The 12,336-nt window shown below is 59.6% G+C and carries 19 protein-coding genes, 1 tRNA gene and 1 pseudogene; 12 read left to right on the forward strand and 9 right to left on the reverse strand.

The window, feature by feature from the left end:
- Nucleotides 1-12 precede the first annotated feature (12 nt).
- The 6 genes and pseudogenes from ACR3EK_RS00905 to ACR3EK_RS00930 all read left to right on the forward strand — a co-directional run.
- Entirely contained in the window at nt 13-324 is a 312-nt protein-coding gene (locus tag ACR3EK_RS00905) for an ETC complex I subunit (RefSeq protein WP_093963390.1), read from the forward strand.
- Nucleotides 325-801: a GNAT family N-acetyltransferase gene (locus ACR3EK_RS00910; protein ID WP_480632453.1), complete on the forward strand. Its 477-nt coding sequence runs from the start codon at nt 325-327 to the stop codon at nt 799-801. It begins immediately after the preceding gene.
- A gap of 21 nt (nt 802-822) precedes the next feature.
- Nucleotides 823-899 (forward strand) — tRNA-Arg (locus ACR3EK_RS00915).
- Nucleotides 900-1,212: 313 nt separating this feature from the next.
- On the forward strand, nt 1,213-2,313 hold the full coding sequence (locus ACR3EK_RS00920; RefSeq protein WP_480632454.1) for an AAA family ATPase: 1,101 nt from the start codon (nt 1,213-1,215) through the stop codon (nt 2,311-2,313).
- A 48-nt stretch (nt 2,314-2,361) separates the two neighbouring features.
- Nucleotides 2,362-2,514, forward strand: a complete 153-nt coding sequence (locus ACR3EK_RS00925; protein WP_244952476.1) for a hypothetical protein — start codon at nt 2,362-2,364, stop codon at nt 2,512-2,514.
- Nucleotides 2,462-2,724 (forward strand): annotated as a pseudogene (locus ACR3EK_RS00930) (integrase core domain-containing protein); the annotation flags it as partial. The gene ACR3EK_RS00925 and the pseudogene ACR3EK_RS00930, both read left to right, overlap by 53 nt.
- Here ACR3EK_RS00930 and ACR3EK_RS00935 read toward each other — a convergent pair.
- From ACR3EK_RS00935 to ACR3EK_RS00950, 4 genes are all read right to left on the reverse strand, one after another.
- On the reverse strand, nt 2,721-3,095 hold the full coding sequence (locus ACR3EK_RS00935; protein ID WP_170343250.1) for a YidH family protein: 375 nt from the start codon (nt 3,093-3,095) through the stop codon (nt 2,721-2,723). The pseudogene ACR3EK_RS00930 and the gene ACR3EK_RS00935 sit on opposite strands and share 4 nt — an antisense overlap.
- A gap of 123 nt (nt 3,096-3,218) precedes the next feature.
- A complete protein-coding gene (locus ACR3EK_RS00940; RefSeq protein ID WP_170420633.1) occupies nt 3,219-3,719 on the reverse strand; it encodes a Dps family protein in 501 nt (166 codons plus the stop codon).
- A 69-nt stretch (nt 3,720-3,788) separates the two neighbouring features.
- Entirely contained in the window at nt 3,789-5,414 is a 1,626-nt protein-coding gene (locus ACR3EK_RS00945) for an acetolactate synthase large subunit (RefSeq protein ID WP_480632455.1), read from the reverse strand.
- Between the two features lie 51 nt (nt 5,415-5,465).
- Nucleotides 5,466-5,627: a DUF1328 domain-containing protein gene (locus tag ACR3EK_RS00950; RefSeq protein WP_093961673.1), complete on the reverse strand. Its 162-nt coding sequence runs from the start codon at nt 5,625-5,627 to the stop codon at nt 5,466-5,468.
- A gap of 123 nt (nt 5,628-5,750) precedes the next feature.
- Between ACR3EK_RS00950 and ACR3EK_RS00955 the strand changes: the two genes are divergently transcribed.
- Nucleotides 5,751-6,035 (forward strand): hypothetical protein, encoded by a 285-nt coding sequence (locus tag ACR3EK_RS00955; RefSeq protein ID WP_480632456.1) that lies wholly within the window; start codon nt 5,751-5,753, stop codon nt 6,033-6,035.
- Between the two features lie 166 nt (nt 6,036-6,201).
- On the opposite strand, the gene ACR3EK_RS00960 is transcribed toward ACR3EK_RS00955, so the two are convergent.
- Nucleotides 6,202-7,056 carry a formate/nitrite transporter family protein gene (locus ACR3EK_RS00960; protein WP_480632457.1) on the reverse strand — a complete coding sequence of 285 codons (855 nt, stop codon included), beginning with the start codon at nt 7,054-7,056 and terminating at the stop codon, nt 6,202-6,204.
- A 187-nt stretch (nt 7,057-7,243) separates the two neighbouring features.
- On the opposite strand from ACR3EK_RS00960, the gene ACR3EK_RS00965 reads away from it, so the two are divergent.
- Nucleotides 7,244-7,435: a PLD nuclease N-terminal domain-containing protein gene (locus ACR3EK_RS00965; protein ID WP_093961670.1), complete on the forward strand. Its 192-nt coding sequence runs from the start codon at nt 7,244-7,246 to the stop codon at nt 7,433-7,435.
- Nucleotides 7,436-7,530: 95 nt separating this feature from the next.
- Here ACR3EK_RS00965 and ACR3EK_RS00970 read toward each other — a convergent pair whose 3' ends face one another.
- A complete protein-coding gene (locus tag ACR3EK_RS00970; RefSeq protein WP_480632458.1) occupies nt 7,531-7,929 on the reverse strand; it encodes a hypothetical protein in 399 nt (132 codons plus the stop codon).
- Between the two features lie 63 nt (nt 7,930-7,992).
- Here ACR3EK_RS00970 and ACR3EK_RS00975 point away from each other — a divergent pair, with 63 nt between their 5' ends.
- A complete protein-coding gene (locus ACR3EK_RS00975; protein WP_480632459.1) occupies nt 7,993-8,742 on the forward strand; it encodes a Crp/Fnr family transcriptional regulator in 750 nt (249 codons plus the stop codon).
- A gap of 87 nt (nt 8,743-8,829) precedes the next feature.
- Here ACR3EK_RS00975 and ACR3EK_RS00980 read toward each other — a convergent pair whose 3' ends face one another.
- The 3 genes from ACR3EK_RS00980 to ACR3EK_RS00990 all read right to left on the reverse strand — a co-directional run bounded on the left by ACR3EK_RS00980 (nt 8,830) and on the right by ACR3EK_RS00990 (nt 10,467).
- On the reverse strand, nt 8,830-9,399 hold the full coding sequence (locus ACR3EK_RS00980; RefSeq protein WP_480632460.1) for a PRC-barrel domain-containing protein: 570 nt from the start codon (nt 9,397-9,399) through the stop codon (nt 8,830-8,832).
- A gap of 155 nt (nt 9,400-9,554) precedes the next feature.
- Nucleotides 9,555-10,175: a PRC-barrel domain-containing protein gene (locus ACR3EK_RS00985; protein WP_480632461.1), complete on the reverse strand. Its 621-nt coding sequence runs from the start codon at nt 10,173-10,175 to the stop codon at nt 9,555-9,557.
- Between the two features lie 94 nt (nt 10,176-10,269).
- The gene (locus tag ACR3EK_RS00990; protein ID WP_480632462.1) at nt 10,270-10,467 is read right to left on the reverse strand and encodes a CsbD family protein; all 198 of its coding nucleotides are present in this window, start codon (nt 10,465-10,467) and stop codon (nt 10,270-10,272) included.
- Between the two features lie 212 nt (nt 10,468-10,679).
- Here ACR3EK_RS00990 and ACR3EK_RS00995 point away from each other — a divergent pair, with 212 nt between their 5' ends.
- Genes ACR3EK_RS00995 through ACR3EK_RS01005 form a run of 3 tightly spaced genes read left to right on the forward strand, consistent with a single transcriptional unit; the run spans nt 10,680 to nt 12,334 of the window.
- Nucleotides 10,680-11,189, forward strand: a complete 510-nt coding sequence (locus ACR3EK_RS00995) for a hypothetical protein (protein ID WP_480632463.1) — start codon at nt 10,680-10,682, stop codon at nt 11,187-11,189.
- Nucleotides 11,182-11,580 carry a phage holin family protein gene (locus ACR3EK_RS01000; protein ID WP_480632464.1) on the forward strand — a complete coding sequence of 133 codons (399 nt, stop codon included), beginning with the start codon at nt 11,182-11,184 and terminating at the stop codon, nt 11,578-11,580. The genes ACR3EK_RS00995 and ACR3EK_RS01000 overlap by 8 nt, the downstream gene beginning before the upstream one ends.
- A complete protein-coding gene (locus tag ACR3EK_RS01005) occupies nt 11,573-12,334 on the forward strand; it encodes a hypothetical protein (protein ID WP_480632465.1) in 762 nt (253 codons plus the stop codon). Before ACR3EK_RS01000 ends, ACR3EK_RS01005 begins: the two co-directional genes overlap by 8 nt.
- Nucleotides 12,335-12,336: the final 2 nt, after the last annotated feature.

A 12,336-nucleotide genomic window follows, 5' to 3' on the forward strand; every position in this document is an offset into this window, starting at 1 on the left:
TGGAGAGGCGACATGCGCGCACGGATTTACCAGCCTGCAAGAAATGCGATGACGTCGGGTATGGCCAAGACCCGCAAATGGGTTTTGGAATTCGCGCCTGCGTCGGCGCGCGAGGTTGATCCGCTGATGGGCTGGACATCGTCTTCTGACACGCAATCCCAGGTTCGCCTGAAGTTCGACACCAAGGAAGAAGCGTTGGACTATGCCAAGGATCATGGCATCGAAGTTCTGGTCAGCGAACCGCACAAGCGCAAACCCAACCTGCGCCAGCGCGGGTATGGCGAGAATTTTGCAACAGACCGCCGCGGTCCCTGGACCCACTGAATGATTGACATCCGCGAAGCGGATCCGACTTCGGCTGCCCTGCGGCCGGTGGTCGAGGCGCATTTCGCGCACAGCGAAACCGCGGGACCCGCCGAAAGCAATCACACGATGGATGCCGAGGCGCTCTCTGGGCCGGGTATTCGGTTCTGGGCCCTGTTTGACGACGACGAGCCTGTGGGGTGCGGCGCATTGAAGGCTTTGCCGGACGGGACGGCCGAGGTGAAGTCGGTCCATATCCTGGCCAAAGCACGTGGGCGCGGTTTGGCGCGGACGATGATGAACCACCTGGCCGAATGCGCACGCGCCGACGGAATCTCTGCTCTGGTTTTGGAAACCGGCGCTGCCCATCTGGCCGAGTACGACGCCGCACGCAAACTCTATGAAACGTTGCGATACAGCTATTGCGGTCCGATCTTTGGGTATCGGGACGATCCCAACAGCGCGTTCATGCGCTTGGCTCTTGAACCCCGGCCCTAAACCGATCAAGAAGGGCCCAGCGGTCCCGTAGCTCAACTGGATAGAGCAGCTGACTTCTAATCAGCAGGTTGAGGGTTCGAGTCCTTCCGGGATCGCCAGTTCCTGATCCTAGTGGGTGACGTTCGACATCCAAAGTCCGTTTTTGCGACAAAAAACGGTTTTTTGAATTGAACTCGAATCTGCTTTGTTTTTAGCGCAGTTCTTTCAACAACTTGTGCGCCGTGTAGCGGTTCGTTCATTCCGGCCGGGTTCGATGGCGCAACCCAATCAGGATGCATTGACACGCAGCATGTTAGATGTTCCCTAATCGTTCCACAGGTTCCGGAACCTTTCACACCCATCAGCCCCGCCCGCCCCGGCGGTGTGGACACCAGCGCGGCAAGCCCTGTCGCGCCACGAAAGGATTCTGCGATGCCCCGTGCCACGACCACGATTCCATTCCATGCGCTGCGGTTCGAAGACGACCTGCCGACGCTGCACGAGGTCGAGCGGCGCCTGAAGACATTTCTGCGCGGCCTCCGCAGGCAACGCCAGGCGGCCCAGACCGGTGACGATGAAGACGGCCGTGACAAGATGGATCAGTTCTTCGACTATCTGAATGAGGCCGAGCGGCGGAAGATCCGGCGTCGCGCGTACCGCTACGTGCAGCGGCTGGACGCCCTGTCCGGCCTGTCTCATCTCAGCGAGGAGAACCGTGCGAAGCTGACGCCCTTGCGTGGCGGGCTGCCGGTCACGCGCATCACCACCGAACACGAGGCGGATGAGATCGCCGCCGCGCTCCACGCCGAGATGCCCTGGATGGCGCCCGCCAGCGAAGCCGTCTGGCACGGGCTGCGGGCCTCGGCGCGCGAGGGCCTGCCCGGTGTCCGTTTCACGCCGCTCGTCCTTATCGGCCCGCCCGGCATCGGCAAGAGCTTTTGGGCCCGGCGGCTGGCCCATCATCTGGAGGTGCCCGCGACCAAGATTGACGCAACGGGCGAGCCGGCGTCCTTCGCGCTCACCGGATCCCAGCGCGGCTGGGGCAGCGCCCACGCGGGCAAGCTGGTCAACACGGTCTTGAACAGCCGGCATGCCGGACCTCTGGTGATCATCGACGAGATAGAGAAAGCCGACGAGGTCCACTCCAACAAAGGCACGCGGCACACGCTGACGGACGCGCTCCTGCCGCAGCTGGAGCGGATGACGGCAGCAACCTGGGAATGCCCGTTCTTCCAGGTCAAGATGGACATGTCCTGGGTCAACTGGGTGATGACGGCGAACAGCCGGCAGGGCCTGCCGGAACCGTTTCAAAGCCGCTGCGTGGTGCTGGACCTGCCGGATCTGACCACGGGGCAGCTAAGGGACTTCGCCATGACCGAAGCCGCGCGGCGGAACCTTCCCGCGCCTGCTGTCGACGCCCTTGCCGCCATCTTCGAGACCGGTGCCGTCAGGCAGAGCCGCCCAAGCCTGCGCTCCGTCGCCCGGATGCTCGACCGCGCCGAGACGCTGGCGATGCGCCCCTTGCTGCCTTGAAGACACCGCCCTGACCCATGTGACCATTCCGTACCAGACCGGCCCCCCGTGGTTCTTGGCGACCTGCATTTCGCCCGCTATCAGCGCCATGGGCTCGATCCGATCAAGGCCTGGGGGCTTGAGGACATCCTGTGGGAGGCCGATGTGCTCACCTTGGGAAAACGGCTGCTGCGAAAGCTTCAACGCACGGTTCCGCGATGAACTGCACAACGGCGAGCTATTCTACGGCCTAAGGAAGCCAGAATTCTGATCGAGTAATGGCCTGTCCACTACAACGCCGTCAGGCCACACAGCTCACTGGGCTACTGTCCGCTCGCGCCAGAATGCATCGTGCCGGTGGACCAGAGGCCGACAATGTACCAACAATCAAACCCCACCACCCGACGGGGGCACGCCAAGTGCCTCAATTAGACAAGCCACAAAACAAGGCAACATGCGATTGATCCGAGGGACAGGCTCCCAACAACCAACTGCAAGTGGAAGCGAGATGCCGGTTGGGCGCTGTGTGCTTCCAATCGGGAATACACGCGGCGGGCGTTCATCCAGGCTCCCCAATAGATCAGCAGCGAGATCAACACAAAAAGAGTGGCTGCGGCTTTCGCCAGCCACTCGGGCTCGACGGCGGAAAACACGGCCTTGAGGCCGAGGGCGATGGCCACGCATGCCATCCCGGTTCTCATCCAACCCGCAAACGTGCGCTCATTTGCCAAAATGGTGCGGTCTTCGGCCCAGTCGGTCCGCTCCTCGGCCAAGTTTTGGCTTTTCGTGTTTTTGTCAGACATTGCCGCCCTTTGGACTGGTCACTAGGCAGGCTTGCCGGTTTTCCGGCAAGCCTGCACAATACCTTAAACACCTTAAACGCGCAAAGTTGGGTCGCAAAACGACACACGCGCCCGGGCACCCCGTCAGCTTGATTTCGAGATCGCCCGCAGCATCCATGCTGCCTGCTCATGAAATGCCGAACGTTCGGTCGCCAGATCTTCGGTCACGACATCTTTGCGGCTTCCTGCAAGCTCGGTCAGGGCGTGCAGGCGGTGCGCCACCCGCTCGTGATCAGCAGCCAGATCTTCGATCATTTCGGCGGCGGACAGGTCGCCTTCGCGATCCTTGATGGCCGAAAAATCCAGGATGTCGGACATGCGCGAGGGTGCCAGATGGCCCAGTGCGCGGATGCGTTCCGCGATCTCATCAGCGGCCGCGAACATGTTTTCGTACTGTTCTTCGGTCAGCTTGTGGATCGAATAGAACAGCGGGCCTTCCACATTCCAGTGATACGCATGTGTCTTGAAAGTCAGCCGGTAGGTGTCGGCCAGAACATCAGCCAGACCCTTGGCCAAGGGCGCGGTGTCGCGCACGCCAGTGGAAACGGGGTTTTCGTTCGGGACAACGTTCAATGCGTCGGTCATGACAACTCCTTTTTTCTACTGGGGAGGAAACGCCCAAAACCGGATTTGGTTCCACTTTCGGCGGAAAAATCAGGTGACGGTGGGCATCCCGCCATCAGCCGAATAGTCAACCGACACCCGCAGCAGGGTTGGAACGGCGACGTCGGCCGCCGCCTGCAGCGCAGGAGCAAGTTTGCTGTGACTTTCGATATCGTGGTAGACCCAGCCAAAGGATCGGGCCAGTGACTCCCAATCGGGGTTGCCGAAGGAAAACTCGCGCGCACCTGGCTGTTTTTCGTCGATCAGACCATAGCCGTTGTCTTCCCAGACCAGAACGGTAATGGGCACGCACAACCGGGCCGCCGTCTCCATCTCCTGAACGTTCATCAGGAAGTCCCCATCACCGCAAACGGCGATTACCCGACCCTCGTCCAGCAGGCGCGCAGCCTCGATCGCTCCGGGCAGCGCAAGGCCCATACCGGCCAGGCCGTTCGGAATGATGATTTGCCCCGCCCGGCGCGCTTGAACCTTGCTGGCGACCCAAAGTTTGTGCAGGCCCACGCCAGACAATAGAACGTCGCTTTCGCGAAGCGTTTCGGAAATCGCCTGACAAATGTCCGACGGCGCGACACAAGCGGCATCGGAAGGTGTTGGCCCACCTTCCAGCGAGGCGTCAATCCTCCGCTGAAGATCTTTGAACCAGCTTTGCGGGGGACGTTCGGCCGTGGCCTTTGCCAGAACGTCGATGCAGTGAGGAAGGTCGCCAGTCAGAGCGGCCTTTACCGGCCAGTCCACATCAACAGTCGAGGCCACGTCCGAGATCTCGAGAACCGGCTTCTTACCGCCCATCGAAATGTTCGAGGGTGGATATTCAACCGGGTCAAACCCGATGGCAATGATCAGGTCGCACAGGTCGAAGGCTTCTGATGCCAATTCTTTAGCCGGCTGACCGATCGAATGCAGCGAGAGCGGGTGCCCCGGAGGCAGAACGCCTTTGGCCATGAATGTCGTGACGACCGGGGCAGACAGGCTTTCCGCAAGTGCCCGAACGTCGCTTGCGGTGCCGGATCGGATCACCCCGTGTCCTGCTAGGATCAAGGGCTTTTTCGCCTCAGCCAGCAGGCGCGCGGAACGGATGACCGCATCGGCTGCCGGTCGTACCTCCGCTGGCGGCGGCGCCACGAAAGGTTCGGCCAGAATCGGGACCTCGGCCAGATCTTCGGGCAGGGAAAGATGGACGGCTCCGGGTTTGTCGAGCTTGCTCAACCGCACGGCCTCGGCCACGACTTGGGGAATTTCATCCGCGACCATCAGCGTTCGGCTCAACTTGGTGACTGGCGCGAAGAGCGCTTCGAGATCAATGATCTGATGGCTTTCGCGGCCCAGCCTGGACCGCGCGCCTTGCCCCGTGAGGGCGATCAGCGGCACATGGTCAAGCGTGGCGTCAGCCACACCGGTGACAAGGTTGGTCGCTCCAGGTCCAAGCGTCGAAAGGCAAACCGCCGGGTTCCCCGTCAATCGACCGTGAACCGATGCCATGAACGCCGCCGACTGCTCGTGCCGGCACAGGACGAAGTCGATGCTCGACTTGTCGAATGCGGCGATCAGATCGGTTGTTTCCTCACCCGGAACACCGAATGCACAGGTCACGCCGTTGGCCTCGAGGCAGGCAATCAGCAATTCGGCGGCGGTTTGGGTATGGACGGCATCTTTCATAGGGCTTTGAACCTCGGGGTACTGTTTCAGGGAGTGCGGATGTGCGGGGTTTTACCCACGGATCAGCCGCAAGATCAGCGAACCGATGAACAGGACCAGAAAGATCACGAAAAGGATCTGCGCGATACCGGCCGAGGCCGACGCGATGCCGCCAAACCCGAAGATGCCAGCAACGATAGCAAGTGCGAAAAAGATCAGCGCCCAGGACAACATGGGATTTCCTTTCATTTTTGTGACTACTGACGGGTCAACGCTTGGAACCCCAGATTGGTTCCGGATCATTTTGGTGGAACCTTTGGCGACCGCTCGCGTTGGGTCGATGAAAGGAGATCTGACATGACACAGAAAACGGCGAAGAAGGCCCCTCAGGACACTCCGCATGTGGAGATGGCGGCGCGGATCGACGAAGTGGCCAAGGAGGCCAAATCAGCGTTGGAAGATGGCGTAACCGCAACGCGTGACACGTTGAAGACGGCGCGCGACGAGGCGCAAAAGCAGCTGACACAGACATCCGAGAAAAGTGCAGCATTCGTCCGCGAAAACCCGGGCTTGGCAATGGTCGGAGCGTTGGGCGCGGGTGTCCTGCTGGGCCTCGCGTTGCGCAAGGCGGACCGCGGTTAGAAAACGCGGTACACCGCGACCGATATGGGCATCGAATACGTATTGCCGGCCATGCTCGGCTTGGGTTTGGCCGGTCTACTGATCTGGTTTTTCATCAGGAATCGCTGACAGCGCTATTCGTCACTGCCACGCCAACCAACCCGCCACCCCAAAGACCCAAAGCGCCTCAGCCGCGCTTTGGGTCTTCTTCTATTTCGGGTTTGATCTGGGCGTAGGCCAGCATCGTGAAGACAGCGGTTCCTCCGATGATGTTGCCGGCGAGAACGGGTAGGAAAAAGCTGAAAACGGCTGCGCCTACTGGCAACTGCCCCTGAAGCATCAGAACCGCCATTTCCACCGATCCGGCAACGACGTGGGTAAAGTCACCGGCCGCAATCATCCAAGTGAAGATCACGATGACCAGCACCTCGTTGTTCTGCGCCGATGGCAGCATCCAAACGATCGCCGCAATCAGGATCCCCGCCGGTATTCCGCGCAGAAAGCCAACCCAGGCGCCCATGCCGGTGGCGTGGTGGCTCAGGTCGTTGATGACCGAGACGAGCTGGGGCGACAAAACCGGCGTATGGATCAGGAAGGCAGATATCGCAAACGCCCCCAGCACATTGGCACCCAGTACGATTGCCCACAGCCTGGCGGTTTTGGTGAAGCAGGCAACGGACGGGTTTATCATGGCTGGAACCACAGTCGTAATCGTGTTTTCGGTGAACAGCTGCATCCGCCCCAAAATGACTAGGACAAAGCCGAGGGAATAACCTAGGTTCTCGATCAGAAAGCGCCCGCTGGTTTCGGGCAGATATGCTCGCAAGATCGCTTCGCCGAGCACCGAAAAGCTGATCAGCACGCCTGCGGCAATCCCGGACCAGAACAACGCTTTGGTCGGGCGGTCCAGTTCCTCCTCGCCGTTTTGGCGGATGGTCTCGAATATCAGGCGCGGAGACAGGCCGGACGCTTCTTCGACCGCTTCGCGCTCACTTTCTTTCTCGACAAGATCTTTTCGCGGCGCTTTGTTTTTATCGGACATTTTGACCCCATGTATCGACCTTCAAACCCAACGTTCTGCCGGTCGTTTTGGTTCCGTCAGGTACAAAGTTCCTCAAACCTTCTGAAAGAACTGGGAACACGCCCAGATCTTTGTCGGGAACTTTCAGCCACCTATCGCGTTGTGTCCTTGTAGGAACAACGACACGTAATTCGAAAGGAACTTCGGTATGGTGGAAGTATATGGCATCGGCGGTCTGATCGTCCTGGTTTTATCGATCTGGGCCATAATCTCGATCATCGGTTCGTCTGCGACGACCGGTGCGAAAATTCTGTGGGTCCTTTTCGTTCTGTTGCTTCCGGTCATCGGATTCATCTGCTGGCTGATCTTTGGCCCGAAGGCCGCGCGCAGCGCGATCTGATAAGTTCGGAAATTGTCAGTACAAAATCAAAGCGCGGCATCGGCCGCGCTTTTTTGGTTGAAGGATCTTGGGGGCACAATGCGCCCTGCGCCGGCTCACCCAGGATCTGAACCGATCTTCAAGCCGTTCCCACTAAAATCAATGGCTGCGATCGTACGGGCAAGATCTGCGGCCGTGAAAGGCCGTATCAGTGTCGCGCATTCAAATTTCGCTTGCACCTCGGGGGACGGGTCCAGCAGCAACAGTGCACTGCCGCGGTTAACCAACAGCCGCGCGACCGCGTCAAATGACGTCTCACTTCTGCGATAGCTCAGAACGCTCAGGGCCGGGGCGAATTTGGGATCCTGCCAGAAATGCCCGCCCGCGTGCAGCTCGCGGATATGGACAATGCGATCGGGCGAAACTCCGGGGATGGCGTCACTGATGTCCGCTGCTTCGATAAAGTTTTCCGTAACAATCAAAACATCTGCTACGCTGCGGGAAGAGGCTTCCATAAATACCATCCTGAAATCTGTTCGATGCCACCGTAGGGCAATCCCGCAGCGCCGCAATAAACTATGACACAGCAACAAAAAATTTCTCTGATCGCATGTGCGGACTGTCCGCTGAGGCAGATGAATGTCTTCCTGCCGTTCTCGGAGGACGACCTGCGGTTCATGCAGGGGTTCAAAACCGGCGAGATGCAGGCCGAACCCGGAACACAGCTGTTCATCGAGGGCGCGAAATCCGCACATCTGTTCACGGTTCTGAGCGGGATGGGCGTTCGCTACAAAACGCTGGAAAACGGTCGTAGGCAGGTCATCGGTTTTGTGCTTCCAGGCGATCTGGTCGGGCTGCAAGCTGGCGTCATGGGCGAGATGCGGCACTCGGTCGAAGCGACGACTGCGATGCGGCTGTGCGTGTTCAATCGCTCGCGGCTGTTCGAGTTGTATCAGAACCAGCCTGATCGGGCCTTTGACCTGACATTTCTGGCAGCCGTCGAAGAGCATTTCCTGGGCGACGCCCTGACAACCGTCGGCCAGCGCGGCGCGATCGAGAAGATCGCGTGGAGCCTGCACCGCTTCTACACAAGGTCGCAGGCCGTCGGATTGGCCAAAGGCTTGCGGTGTCCGCTGCCCTACCGGCAGCAGGATCTTGCGGATGCGTTGGGCTTGTCGCTGGTTCACACGAACAAGACCCTGCGCCGGCTGAAGGATCTCGGTCTGGCCGAGTGGTCCAACAATGTGCTGCAGATCAACGATCTTGAGGGTCTGGCCGAGCTTGGCTTGGTCGAAATCAACGAAGCCGTTCCGCGCCCGCTGATCTAATCGCGGCGGATGGACGGGAATTAAAGAACCGCCGACCGAAAAATCGGCCGGCGGCTTGATCACATGCTTTGCGACTGAGGAGCCGTTTTACGACCCTTCGTAGGCCGGCATGTCCTTCAGCATCTCCTTGTCCGCGTGAACAAAGGCATAGGTGGTGTCACCATCGACTTCACGCATCAGCGACACGCGCGAGAAATCGATCAGAACATCCTTTTCCCCCAAGCCGAGGAACCCGCCGACGCCGATCACGGCACCATCGACCGTTCCGTCCATGTCGACGACGACCTCTTCGATCTCGCCGATCCACTCTTGCGAGACGTCATAGACGCGCATGCCGGTCAGATCTTCGGCCGGGATGGAGCCTTGGGCAACGGGGACATAACCCTCGATGTCGATGGTGGTGGGGTCGACTGCATCGGCCACCTGCCCAGCTTTTTCGCTGATGTACTCACCGGTTGCTTCGGCTGTCTGGTCGACGTCTTCCGCCGTGTTCTGCGCAGCGTTCTTGATATCCTGCGCGGTATTGGACAGCGCATCACCGGCTGCCTCGGCTGCCTCTTCCAGGTTCTTGCCGACTTCTTCGACATTCGAGCTTTCTGCATAGGCCGATGCCGACATCACCAGAACGATCGAAGTTGTGGTCAGAAAACGTTTCATAGCTCACTCCTTTGGTCTGTTCTGACCGCGTTTCCCGCGGTCTTGTTGAACAAACGAATGACGCCGCGACTTGTTCCCAGAAAAATGCAAAAATATCTGTTTTGAAAAGAAAAAAACCGCGCAACTGCGCGGTTTGACAAGCCGTGTCCAGATACTCAGACCGGGTGCAGCGGGTCAGAAGACCTGGATAGAACCATGTAGTGTTCGTCGTCGGGAATATTGCGTAACTCGGCGAATGGAAAACTCAGGATATCTGGTCGCCCGTCGATCAGAAGAAACCGCAGTGCCTTGGTGTCAGGGTCGAACTCAATATCCTTGAATCTGCCCAACTCACCAGTCGAGTCAAACGCAGGGTTGCCCAGCAACTTCGTAAACCATCGGAAGCTGCCACCGGGTGGCGTGGGTTGGGGGCGTTGGCGGAGGGCGTCATTCAGGACCGCCCCCATCACAACCGGTGCAATCGCGTTGCCGAACGGCCCTATGACCAGGGGCGGCAGGCCTTCGATGTCCACTGCAAGGGGATCTTCATCTTCTTTGCGCTGGCGCAAATGATCCAATTGCTGTTGGGAAAACGCGCACTCTATCTCGCTTGCGCCAAGATCGAGCGTATCGGCCGTGAACGCCACCGGGTCATTTCCCCCGGTCATGCTCAGATTGACCAAGACGTACTCCAACTCGGTCTGCCCAGCGCGGATGGCGATATCGGAAACGCGACCAATTGCGTGGTCGGTTCCAGCTGAGACAACGGGCGTGTTGATGAGGTCAGACAGCTTCATGGCGCTCGTGATTACCTTTGGAGTCGGTCTTGGGAGTGTGTGGGGCGCCGTTGGTTTGACGCCACCCCACGCGATATGTGCATCCACCTTTGCGCTACATGTCCTTCATCAGGCGATCCACGATTTCCCGAACGTCCTCTTTCGAGTCTCCGTATTTCTTTTGGATGATGCCTTCCAGTTGCTCGCGATCGCCGCGCGCTTGTTCGATTTCGTCATCAGTCAGCTCGCCGAAACGCTCCATCAGCTTGCCTTTGAATTCGGTCCAGCGTCCAAGAATTTGGTCCCAGTTCATCGTGACTTCCTTTCGGTTGCTTCTTCGCTGTCAGTGAAACGCATCAAACTCGAACTGGTTCCGGGCGCCGGCGATTTTTCTGCACCTGCCAAGATGCAAGGGCGATCGGACGGCTACCGAACTGTGTCCTCAGTGGCGTCCGAAGTGGTCTTGGGAACAATCTCGCTAGCTATGCGTTGGGGGCTTGAGACCTCAACACAGGAGATCAAACCATGCCACGTCGAACCGAGACCACGGAGAAAGCAAAAGCTCATGCCCAGGATCTGGCCGGCAAGGTCAAGGACACCGTGACCGCAGAGGCCTCGGCCCGGGCCGAAGCCTTGAAAGACAGCGCAGCGCAGGAGGCGGAGAGCGCCGCCCATGCCGCCGACGCAGCTGCCGACGCATTTCCCGACCAATCCGTGCAACATCAGGTCCTGTCGAGGATTGCCGACAACATGGAGGCCGTTGCTGGGCAAGTGCGCTCTGCCGATTTGGCCAGTATGAGCCGAAAGGTCTCTGATTTCGCCCGGCAAAACCCGCTGTTGTTCGTCGGATCGGTTGCCCTGGCCGGGTTTGCCGCAGCCCGTTTTCTGAGCGCGCGCAATACGGGCGCGGCTCAATCCGCATCTTTTGGTGCAGATCCTTGGGATATTGATCCGTCGCCGCTGCATGGGACCTCGGTCGATACGTCGGGCCACACCAGCACGCTGGCGCGGATGAATGGTGGCCGCAATGCATAACCCCAACGATCTGCGATCGGCACCGGGGCTATTGGTAAACGCGCTCAAACATCTGTCGAGTTTGCTTCAGGCTGAGGCGAAGCTAGCCAAGGAGGAGTTGTCCCGAAACCTGACGCGAGCGGGCGTAGGGCTGGCCTGCATTGGCATTGCTCTGATCCTGTTGATGATCGCGCTGAACCTCATGGCCACAGCCCTGGTCGCGTATTTCGCCGCCAATGGATTGTCGGTGGGTATGGCCTCGTTGCTCGTTGGCGCGGGCTTGGCACTGGCTGCTGCGTGCCTGGCGCTTTTTGGCCGGTCCCGCATGTCCGCCACCGCGCTGGTCCCCGAGAAAGCCATGAAAAACCTGCAGCGCGACATCGAAGCGATGAAGGAGTCGACCCATGTCTGACCTGACACCCCTTGAAACGCAGATTGCATATGAACGCAGCGCCCTTGCGCGCTCGCTGAATGCTCTGTCGGATACGCTGGCGCCGCAGCGCCTGGCAGACGAGGCGAAATCGACGCTCGAAGCCTATGGTGGGCAGATCGGGGCGCAGCTCTGGTCTGCGGCTCGAAAAAACCCGGCCGCCTTCGCTCTGTTCGGTGCAGGGGCAGCCCTATCGGTCGCGGGTCCCGGGTCTGGCGCAAAAAGAACGCAATCCCCGCCCCAGGCCGTACCTCCGCAGCAGGCTTTCGACGGGTTTGACCGGCGTGTCGCCGACGCCGACAGCCGCATGAAACAGGAGATGACCGGAATGACTGAACACAGCCAATCTGCCAGCGTGCTGTCCGCCGCCTTGGAACGTGGTCTGGACAAGCTCTCACCCCAGGCCCGTGCCCGTGTGATCGAAGCGCGCAAGGCCGCAATCGGTGCACAGCAAGCGGTCGAGAAGCGTGCGCGGAAGGCGGCGAAGGCCTCGCAAACTTTCGTTCATGATCAGCCTCTGGCGGCCGGAGCATTGGCGCTGGGCGTAGGTATTCTGGCTGGCGCCCTGCTGCCCAACACCCGCAAAGAGGACGAGTTGCTGGGCCATCGGCGCGATCAACTGATGCGACAGGCCCAAAGGGTTTTGAACGAAGAACTGGACAAACTGCATGCCGCAGCCAACGCACGGCTGGATGAGGCCGCTGATCGGGCCTCTCACGCTTTGCGCAGTCAGTGAAG

This window comes from Ruegeria sp. BC8 (assembly GCF_056535705.1).

Excerpts from the sequence above, each read along its gene's own strand:
- ACR3EK_RS00950 (WP_093961673.1), bottom strand. The coding sequence starts at position 5,627 with ATGTTGTCCTGGGCGCTGATCTTTTTCGCACTTGCTATCGTTGCTGGC.
- ACR3EK_RS00975 (WP_480632459.1), top strand. The coding sequence starts at position 7,993 with ATGACACAGCAACAAAAAATTTCTCTGATCGCATGTGCGGACTGTCCG.
- ACR3EK_RS00965 (WP_093961670.1), top strand. The coding sequence starts at position 7,244 with ATGGTGGAAGTATATGGCATCGGCGGTCTGATCGTCCTGGTTTTATCG.
- ACR3EK_RS00970 (WP_480632458.1), bottom strand. The coding sequence starts at position 7,929 with ATGGAAGCCTCTTCCCGCAGCGTAGCAGATGTTTTGATTGTTACGGAA.
- ACR3EK_RS00905 (WP_093963390.1), top strand. The coding sequence starts at position 13 with ATGCGCGCACGGATTTACCAGCCTGCAAGAAATGCGATGACGTCGGGT.
- ACR3EK_RS00960 (WP_480632457.1), bottom strand. The coding sequence starts at position 7,056 with ATGTCCGATAAAAACAAAGCGCCGCGAAAAGATCTTGTCGAGAAAGAA.
- ACR3EK_RS00935 (WP_170343250.1), bottom strand. The coding sequence starts at position 3,095 with ATGTCTGACAAAAACACGAAAAGCCAAAACTTGGCCGAGGAGCGGACC.
- ACR3EK_RS00985 (WP_480632461.1), bottom strand. The coding sequence starts at position 10,175 with ATGAAGCTGTCTGACCTCATCAACACGCCCGTTGTCTCAGCTGGAACC.
- ACR3EK_RS00945 (WP_480632455.1), bottom strand. The coding sequence starts at position 5,414 with ATGAAAGATGCCGTCCATACCCAAACCGCCGCCGAATTGCTGATTGCC.
- ACR3EK_RS00990 (WP_480632462.1), bottom strand. The coding sequence starts at position 10,467 with ATGAACTGGGACCAAATTCTTGGACGCTGGACCGAATTCAAAGGCAAG.
- ACR3EK_RS01000 (WP_480632464.1), top strand. The coding sequence starts at position 11,182 with ATGCATAACCCCAACGATCTGCGATCGGCACCGGGGCTATTGGTAAAC.
- ACR3EK_RS00940 (WP_170420633.1), bottom strand. The coding sequence starts at position 3,719 with ATGACCGACGCATTGAACGTTGTCCCGAACGAAAACCCCGTTTCCACT.
- ACR3EK_RS00995 (WP_480632463.1), top strand. The coding sequence starts at position 10,680 with ATGCCACGTCGAACCGAGACCACGGAGAAAGCAAAAGCTCATGCCCAG.
- ACR3EK_RS00955 (WP_480632456.1), top strand. The coding sequence starts at position 5,751 with ATGACACAGAAAACGGCGAAGAAGGCCCCTCAGGACACTCCGCATGTG.
- ACR3EK_RS00980 (WP_480632460.1), bottom strand. The coding sequence starts at position 9,399 with ATGAAACGTTTTCTGACCACAACTTCGATCGTTCTGGTGATGTCGGCA.
- ACR3EK_RS00910 (WP_480632453.1), top strand. The coding sequence starts at position 325 with ATGATTGACATCCGCGAAGCGGATCCGACTTCGGCTGCCCTGCGGCCG.
- ACR3EK_RS00920 (WP_480632454.1), top strand. The coding sequence starts at position 1,213 with ATGCCCCGTGCCACGACCACGATTCCATTCCATGCGCTGCGGTTCGAA.
- ACR3EK_RS01005 (WP_480632465.1), top strand. The coding sequence starts at position 11,573 with ATGTCTGACCTGACACCCCTTGAAACGCAGATTGCATATGAACGCAGC.